Here is an 8,600-nt window from a genome sequence, read left to right on the forward strand (position 1 = left end):
GGACGGATCGGCGTCCGCACCGGACGGATCGGCGTCCGCACCGGACGGTGACTCCGCGCATAGCTCGGCTGGTGGGACGAAGTCGACTTTGGTCAGGTCTCTGGTCCGGGAGACCGGCGATGAGATCCGCGATTCCCGCATCTACCTCATCGGCCTCGGCGTCGTCACCCTCGTCCTCGCGATGATCATGCCCAGCGTCGTCGAAGCGCTGACGGTCGCGTACAACCTGCTGGTGGCCGGCCTGTTCATTCCCATCCTCGGCGGACTGATCTTCAAGCGCGGCACCATCGTCGGCGTCATGGCCGGCATGATCCTCGGTGCGCTCACCACGATCGTCGTCATGATCACGATCGACATCTACGCGAGTGAGGCCATCTACCTGGGACTCATTGCCTCACTGCTCGGCTATGTCATCGGCTCCCTGGTGTCGAAACCCACCGACCCGGCGGTCCTGGCCGCCTGGAAGGAACGCCTGAGCCGATAGACCACTCCCATCAGCGGGTAGAACCCGCACCGCGAGGGACGGCCGCTGGCCCAGGGCGGCCGCTGCCCCGGGGGCGGCCGCTGGCCCAGGGCGGCCGCTGCCCCAGGGCCGGCCGCTGCCCCAGGGGCGGCCGCTGGCCCGGGGCCAACGTCGAGAAACGCACGCAGCGCCGAGACTCCCCTGTGCGCATGCGTTACTCGACGCTCAACCTGTGCATCGTTCGTTGATCAGCACATGTACTCGCTCGACGTCACAGACCAGACTTGGATCAGGGCCCACCATCGCCTATATTCGATGTTGTCAGGCCGGTGCCAACGTCGAATCCGGTTGCTGCCGAAAAGCCGGCGCTCGAAAAAGGAGCGCGAAGCCGCGAACACCGCGCGTGAGACATATATGGATCCCCCATTTCCATATCCGATCTCATCCGCGAAAGGTCCCACATGGCTCATACATCGGCGCACGTCGCACACACTCTGGCCCACCACATCGACGAAGTCTTCGGACTCATGGGCAACGGAAACGCCTACTTCCTCGATGCCCTGCTCACCTCCACCTCGGCGACCTACACCGCCGTCCGACACGAAGCAGGCGCCGTCGTCGCCGCCGATGCGCACTTCCGCACCTCCGGACGGATCGCAGCGGCCACCACGACCTACGGCGCCGGGTTCACGAACACGCTCACAGCCCTCGCCGAGGCGGCCCAGGCCAAGGTTCCACTCGTCCTCGTCGTCGGTGACGAACCGACGTCCGGCCCGCGACCCTGGGACGTCGATCAGATCGCCATGGCCTCGGCAGTGGGAGTGCGCACCTACACCGTGGGTCGCGTCGATGCGGCCGCGGCGACAGTCACAGCCATCGAGCACGCACTGACCTACCGGGTGCCCGTCGTCCTGGCAATCCCCTACGATGTAGCGACCCTCGACATCGGCGATATTCCCTCGGTCCCGGGACCCGGGCACTCGACTCCCCTGGCTCCGGCAACCGAGTTCGCGCAGACCTCGCTCGACCGTCTTTCGATTGCACTCGCCGAGGCGCAGCGTCCAGTCCTGCTGGCCGGCCGCGGTGCATGGTTGGCTGGCGCAGAGGAAGAACTCGGCGCCCTGGCAGAGGCCACCGGTGCGTTGACGGCGACCACTGCACTGGGCCGCAATGTCTTCCCGGACTCCGAGTTCGACCTCGGCGTGGCCGGAGGGTTCGGCGCCCCGGAGGCGATGGAGCGAATCCGCGAGGCCGATGTCGCTGTGGTCTTCGGCGCTTCCCTCAATCAGTTCACCATGCGCTTCGGTGACCTGTTCCACCCATCGACTGCCGTCTGGCAGATCGACACGGATGATCGGGCGACGAACGCTCGGGTCGGCGGTTTCATCCGCGCGGACGTTCGCCTGGCGGCAGGCGAACTGGTTTCTCGGTTGGAGGCACACAGTGCGCGTGGCAGCGGCTGGCGCGAGACCGTGGATACCACTGCCGACCGGGCCTACGCGATGGGAACGGAATTCGCCGAGGACGGTCGCCTGGATCCGCGTGCTGCCGCCGCGCGACTCGGAGAAGTCCTGCCCGACGACCGAGTCGTCGTCTCCGACGGCGGGCACTTCATCGCCTGGGCGAACATGTTCTGGGAGCCCCGTGCCCCTGACCGTCTGGCGATGGTCGGCACAGCGTTCCAATCGATCGGCCTCGGCTGGCACAGCGTTGCCGGAGCCGCTCGCGCCAATCAGGATTCGACGATCGTGCTCACCACCGGCGACGGCGGCGGAGCCATGGCGCTGTCCGACCTCGACACGGCAATTCGTTCAGCAGGTGGGCGAGGCATGGCCGTTGTGTTCAACGATGCGGCCTATGGTGCCGAGGTGAACCTGTACGGCCTCAAGGGACTCGATAAGACCCCGATGCTCATCGATGAGATCGATTTCGCGGCCCTGGCCAGCGCGGCCGGCGGACACGGAGTCGTCGTTCGCTCCCTGGCAGATATTGAGGTCGTCAACGAGTGGAAGGCGACTTCGGTCGACGAACGGAAATTCCTGCTGCTCGATCTGCGGATCTCGGGATCGGTTATTGCGCCGTATCAGGAGGAAGTCATTCGCGTGAACTCATAGAATGCGGACGCTGCTTCTCTCACTCTCGGATTGATAACGCGGTCAATGTTCCACCAGGTGTTCAATTTTTCAAACTGTTCAAGTATCCTGAACGCATGGCATTGATTGAACATCTGGGTGGAGCAATGCGCGACCTCGTCGACAAGACATTAGCGCGTCTCGCAGATCTCGGCGTCAGGGCCGATTGGACGGACCTCGACACTATTCACGGTCGGGCCGTCTCCGGCATCCTCACGATCAGCACTGGGGATCTGCGCACCGAGCTGCCTGCGGTAGCCAGCCCCGCAACTACACCCGCCGATCTCGCACTGCTCCCTCACGACGAGCGCACAGTCCTACTCACAGACCGAGTGACGCCTGCCCGCGCACAAGGACTCCGCAAACACGGCTGGGGCGGGTACGTGGACTCAGCCGGAAACGCATCGCTGCGCCACGAAGGGATCATCATCGAGGTCATCGGCAAGCGCAGCGCCGAGCCGCATCGCCCCAAGTCGACAATGGCGCCCTTCACACGTGCGGGTCTACCCGTGACCTTCGCGCTGCTCCTGGCGAATGAATCCGGATTCGCACCTTCACAGCGCACCTTGGCGACGAGTTCCGGCGCATCGGTTGGCACGGTCAACCGTGTCGTCCAAGCGCTGCGCGATCGCACTCCGCCGATGTTGGAGGGGAAAAGTTATCAGCTGCTTCGGCCTTCGGCGATCGAAGACGAGTGGATCTCCGCCTATTCAGCGATGCAGCCCAGCGCTTGGCCGGAGGAACGTTTCGACAGCGATATCTGGCAACACCCTTCGGACCTGCTCGAGGCAGAACTCCCACCTGGGGCCCTGCTCGGCTCGGAGGCCGCGGCCGCGCGCCTTGGTGCCCCCATCCGCCCTGCCTCGGCGCTCATCCACCTCGATGGGAGCGCCAGCGAGCGTCGGAACCTCATCCGTCAGGGGCGCCTCCGGCGGGCTGACAACGGCATAGTCCGGATCCGCCCCGCGTTCTGGAAAACGCTGCCGATGCCACCGGAGAACGGGACAGCCCCCAGGCTACTCATCCGGGCCGACCTGCTGCTTGAAGATGATCCCCGGGTCGACGAGATCCGGGCCCAGTTCTTCGGAGTCGGCCAATGATCGATCTGACCGGGCGCACAGGGGTCCCTGTGCCTGAAGAGGTACTCGCTGAACTGTCCGAGTCCTGCCGAGTACTCGACCTCGAATTCCTCGTGGTCGGTGCCGCTGCACGAGATCTCGTCATCCATGCTCTCCAGGATACTGACCCCGTGCGCGCAACCGAGGACGTCGACATCGCCGTCGCCGTCCACGGCCGAGAACAATTCACCACGCTCACGGGGCGTCTCAGCCGAAAGGGCAATGCTGAGCACACATTCGTCGTTCTCGGCGTCGACGTCGATGTCGTTCCGTTCGGAGGGATCGAGAGAGACCGCGAGGTTCGATTCGCGGACGACCATCTACTCGATGTGACTGGTCTTCAAGAAGCTCATTCGACATCCACCTTGGTGCGGATGCCGCAGGGCACCGAGGTCCGTGTCGCGACAGCCTCAGCTCAGACCGCACTCAAGATTCTTGCGTGGAGGGACCGTCACCACGACAACCCCAAGGACGGACTCGACCTCGGAATCATCCTGGCAGCAATGTCGTCTGATCCATTCGTCGACGAGGTCTGGGAGGACGATGAGGCACTCGACGCAACCGATGCCGATATTTTTGCTGCGGCAAGCTTCCACTATGCACGGATCGCGGCCGAAGCTTTCACCCCGGCCGATGGCAAGGCTGTCGGGGATGTCCTCAACGATCCTGTCCAGCGACAGAAACTATTGCGGCACATGCGCAACTCTCTGGCTCCCGACCTGATCGACGCCTATCGAAGTGGTTCTCTGGTCGGTCTGGACCGCTGAGCAAAAAAAGAACCCCCTGACCACATATCGTGGTCAGAGGGTCATTTCGTGGAGATGGCGGGAATCGAACCCGCGTCCGTCGGCAGATTGTCAGGACTTCTCCGGGCGCAGTTCGTGAAATAGTTTCTTAGGTTCTGATCCTCGCACGAACACGTGGATCAACGAACGGAGTTGAGTAAAAGTCCCTCAGGTACCCTCAACGAATACCTGAAGCAGTGGCTCCCTAAGCGACGCCAGGAACTAGAGCGGAAGCAACTCTAGACTGACGGATTCGCAGCTCGGCCTTATCAGGCAGCGAGGGCGAAATCGGTGCGGTTATTAGACTTAGCACCTATTGTTTTGCAGAGGACATTAACGAGATGACTCTACATTCTCGGCCCGCTTCTCCCGACGCAGTGTCCAACGTCGAAACCGATCATCCCCATATTCTGTTACCAAATCCGATCAGCACGCTCACCAGTACAAACTGGATCGGTCACTGATCAGATTAACCAGCATACTCCCTCAACACCAGGCGACCCAATTGCATTCCCGAGACCGGAAATTCAGCCGCATCGATCAGCTCAGAAGAGCAGCTTCAGAGGAACTGCTTGGCCTTGATCGCGCGCTCGGCCTCACGCTTATCCTGCGCCTCGCGCAGCGTCTGACGCTTGTCCCATTCGCGCTTACCCTTGGCCAGAGCGAGCTCGACCTTGGCCCGGGAGCCGTCAAAGTACAGTTCGAGCGGAACCAGCGTTCTCCCCGACTCCTTCACCTTCTGCGAGATCTTGAGAATCTCATCACGGTGCAGGAGCAGCTTCCGACGCCGCCTGGCGGTGTGGTTCGTCCACGTTCCCTGCGTGTATTCGGGAATATAGACTCCCTCAAGCCACGCCTCACCTTGGAAGATCAGCGCGAATCCGTCCCTCAGCGATGCCCTGCCCTCTCGCAGCGACTTCACCTCGGTTCCGGTCAGCACGAGGCCGGCCTCCCACGTATCCAAGATGTGATAGTCGTGGTGCGCCTTGCGGTTCCTCGCAATGACTTTCTTGCCAGTTTCCTTCGGCATGCCCGGCCTCCTTTCTGTATCTTGACTCAGCGCGCCAGGCCGGCGCCAGTCAGCCCCGAAGGGCTGCTTGATCGCGTCGACACGCAGACCCACAAGTCTAGCTCAATGATATCGCGTACGGAAGACTACGATGACGGCCGCTGAGGGGCCGCCTCGGCGAGGCCGAGGAGACGAGGTCAGGAGATGTAGGGCATCGGATCGACGTAGCCACCGTTCTTCATGATCTCGAAGTGCAGGTGGCAGCCGGTGGATGCACCGGTCGTGCCCGAGATCGAGATGACGTCGCCCTTCTTCACCTTCTGCCCTGCGTGGACCTTGACCTTCGTATTGTGGTTGTAGGTCGAGGCGATCGAGTCGCCCTCGATCTTGCCGTGGGAGACGACGACTCGATTGCCGTAGCCGCCGGTCCAGCCGGCACCGACGACCACGCCATCACCGGCGGCGTGGATCGGAGTTCCGCAGGGCACGCCGAAGTCGGTGCCCGAATGGAGTTTCTTCGCACCGGTGATCGGGTGGATGCGATAGCCGAAGGGTGAGGTGGTGGGGTAGCCCTTGGCAGGATTGGCCAGCTCACCGTCGCCATAGACGAATTTGCCCTTCTTCTCCTGCTCCTTCTCCCACTCGCGGACCTTCTTCGCCAGCCGGTCCTGCTCCTCTTTCTCCTTCTGCAGCTGCGCCTCGGTTTCGGCCCTGTTGTCCGAGATCGTCTCTTCCGCATCATCTTTCGCGGTGATGATGTCGTTGAGGTTGTCGGCCTTCTTCTTGGCGTCGATCTGCGCGGCCTCCTTGGCCAGCACAGCCTCGGCGGCTTCGTCTTTGAGATCGGAGATCTCATCGGTGACACCGGAGAGGCGCTCTTCGTTGTTCTCGTTCACAGCCCGCTGCTCGGACAGGTTGTCGATCGTGCGCTGCTGGGATCGCACGGCGGAGTCCACACGCCCGATCCCTCCATCGGCGCTGGTGCCTTCGGCCATCTGCAGCAGCATCGCCAGGTCGGAGGTGATCCCGGAGTTCTGATACGCCTGCCGCCCGATGCGCGCGGCCGAGGTCTTGTGTTTATCGATCTCCTCCGCGCCGTCCTTGATCGACGTTTTGAGTTCCTTCTGCGCATTCTGGGCCGAGGTGAGGCGAGCGGCCATGGCATCGTCCTTCTCTATGGCCTCGGCCAGAGCATCATCGGCCTTGTCCGAGGCAGCCTCGGCGTCGGGCAGCTTCTCCTCTGCTGCGTCTCGTTCGGCGATGACTCGGGCCAGGTCCTCGTCGAGGCCCTCGAACTCCTGCTGAAGCTCCTTGACTCGATCGTCGACCTTGCTCTTGTCATCCCGGGGATTGGCCCCCGCCGAGGTGACAGGCAGGATGAAGGCGAGCACCGCCGCCGTGATCACTAAACCGAGTCTGCGTTTCATCTCAGACCTTCGTGTACTTGTTCAGGGTGATCAGGGACGACGCTCCGGCCATGATGACACCGATGGCGATGAGGATCGGGGCCACGATGAGGACATTGACTCCGGAGATCAGACTGAAGCCCGTCGCCTGTCCCTGCAGCCAGCCGCTGACGCCGAAGTGGACGAGCAGTCCCAGGGTGCCGGCGGACAGGGTCGCCCCGATTGCCGAGGCGATGACGCCCTCGAGCAGGAACGGGAGTTGGATGAATGTGTTCGACGCACCCACCAGACGCATGATCCCCGTTTCTCGTCGTCTCGAGAACGCGGAGAGGCGGATGGTCGTGGCGATGAGGAGCATCGCGCACAGCAGCATGATGCCTGCAATCGCGACCGCGACGACGGTGGCGATGTTGAGGACGCCGAACAGGCGGTCGAGGAGCTGATTCTGGTCAACGACTTCCTCAACTCCCTGGGTGGAGGAGAACGATTCCTTGATGATCTCGTACTTCTCGGCGTCCTTGAGCTTGACCCTGAACGACTCATTCATCTCGTCTTCGGGAACGGTGCCTTCGAGGCTGGTGCCCTTGAACTGGTCCTGGAAGTGATCGAAGGCCTCGGCCTTGTCCTCGAAGTAGACCTCGTCGACGTAGGGGGCGAGCTCCGAGCTGCTCAATTGATCTTCAATGTTCTTCTTCTGCGTATCGGTGGCCTCACCCTCGACGCAATTGGTGGCTTCGGAGTCCGGCGGGCACAGGAAGATGGAGACCTGGACGCGGTCGTACCAGTAGTCCTTCATCTGCCCGACCTGCATCTGCAGCAGGATCGCCGCACCCACGAAGAGCAGGGACACGAAGGTCACGAGCACCACGGACAGGACCATCGAGACGTTCTTGCGCAGTCCTGACCAAACCTCGGAGAGGATGAATCCGGCCCTCATGAGGCGACTCCGTAGGTGCCCTCTTCGACGTCACGGACGATGATGCCCTCGGAGAGCTCGATGACTCGTTTGCGCATCCGGTTGACGATCTCTCCGTCGTGAGTGGCCATGAGCACCGTGGTTCCGTTGCGGTTGATCTTCTCGAGCACCGACATGATGTCGGCGCTGGTGTTCGGGTCGAGGTTGCCTGTCGGCTCATCGGCCAGCAGGATGCCCGGTTTGTTCACGACGGCACGGGCAATGGCCACGCGCTGCTGCTCACCGCCGGAGAGCTCATTCGGATAGCGCTTCTCCTTGCCGTCCAGACCGACGGTCTCGAGCACATCGGGGACCAGTGTCGACATGGCCGCCCGGGATTTGCCGATGACCTGGAGCGCGAAGGCGACGTTGGCGAAGACTGTCTTGTTCGGCAGCAGGCGGAAGTCCTGGAACACTGTGCCGATCCCCCGACGCAGGTAGGGCACCTTCCAGCTGGGCATCTTCACGACCGACTTTCCCGCGATGTGGATCCGGCCCGTGCTGGGCACCTCTTCGCGCAGGATCAGACGGATGACCGTGGACTTACCCGAGCCCGAAGCGCCGACGAGGAACACGAATTCTCCGCGCTCGGCCTCGAACGAGATGTCGTCGAGTGCTCTGCGGGAGCGTGCGTCGTAGGACTTCGAAACTGAGTCGAATTTGATCAAGAGGGTCTTCAATCATGTCGCGGATGGCTCGGCCGCTTCCACTGTACGTAACAGCCCCGTGATG

At 62.5% G+C, this 8,600-nt stretch carries 7 protein-coding genes, 1 other RNA gene and 1 pseudogene; 4 read left to right on the forward strand and 5 right to left on the reverse strand.

Annotation, left to right across the window (positions count from 1 at the left end):
• The 4 genes and pseudogenes from L0G76_RS11920 to L0G76_RS11935 all read left to right on the forward strand — a co-directional run.
• Positions 1-484, forward strand: a pseudogene (locus L0G76_RS11920) (hypothetical protein); the annotation flags it as partial.
• Between the two features lie 440 nt (positions 485-924).
• Positions 925-2,577, forward strand: a complete 1,653-nt coding sequence (locus L0G76_RS11925) for a thiamine pyrophosphate-binding protein (protein WP_304357421.1) — start codon at positions 925-927, stop codon at positions 2,575-2,577.
• Positions 2,578-2,672: 95 nt separating this feature from the next.
• Positions 2,673-3,695 (forward strand): type IV toxin-antitoxin system AbiEi family antitoxin, encoded by a 1,023-nt coding sequence (locus L0G76_RS11930; RefSeq protein WP_304357422.1) that lies wholly within the window; start codon positions 2,673-2,675, stop codon positions 3,693-3,695.
• Positions 3,692-4,480, forward strand: a complete 789-nt coding sequence (locus L0G76_RS11935; RefSeq protein ID WP_304357423.1) for a hypothetical protein — start codon at positions 3,692-3,694, stop codon at positions 4,478-4,480. Before L0G76_RS11930 ends, L0G76_RS11935 begins: the two co-directional genes overlap by 4 nt.
• A 46-nt stretch (positions 4,481-4,526) precedes the next feature.
• On the opposite strand, the gene ssrA is transcribed toward L0G76_RS11935, so the two are convergent.
• From ssrA to ftsE, 5 genes are all read right to left on the reverse strand, one after another.
• Positions 4,527-4,903: a transfer-messenger RNA gene (gene ssrA / locus L0G76_RS11940) on the reverse strand.
• Positions 4,904-5,057: 154 nt separating this feature from the next.
• Positions 5,058-5,528, reverse strand: coding sequence for an SsrA-binding protein SmpB (gene smpB, locus L0G76_RS11945; RefSeq protein ID WP_304357424.1), 471 nt, complete (start codon positions 5,526-5,528; stop codon positions 5,058-5,060).
• 176 nt (positions 5,529-5,704) lie between these two features.
• The gene (locus tag L0G76_RS11950) at positions 5,705-6,934 is read right to left on the reverse strand and encodes a peptidoglycan DD-metalloendopeptidase family protein (RefSeq protein WP_304357425.1); all 1,230 of its coding nucleotides are present in this window, start codon (positions 6,932-6,934) and stop codon (positions 5,705-5,707) included.
• 1 nt (position 6,935) lies between these two features.
• A complete protein-coding gene (ftsX, locus tag L0G76_RS11955) occupies positions 6,936-7,850 on the reverse strand; it encodes a permease-like cell division protein FtsX (RefSeq protein WP_304357426.1) in 915 nt (304 codons plus the stop codon).
• The gene (gene ftsE / locus L0G76_RS11960) at positions 7,847-8,536 is read right to left on the reverse strand and encodes a cell division ATP-binding protein FtsE (protein WP_304357427.1); all 690 of its coding nucleotides are present in this window, start codon (positions 8,534-8,536) and stop codon (positions 7,847-7,849) included. Before ftsE ends, ftsX begins: the two co-directional genes overlap by 4 nt.
• Positions 8,537-8,600: the final 64 nt, after the last annotated feature.

The sequence above is a fragment of the Brevibacterium picturae genome, from assembly GCF_030453725.1.
Classification (GTDB): domain Bacteria; phylum Actinomycetota; class Actinomycetes; order Actinomycetales; family Brevibacteriaceae; genus Brevibacterium; species Brevibacterium sandarakinum_A.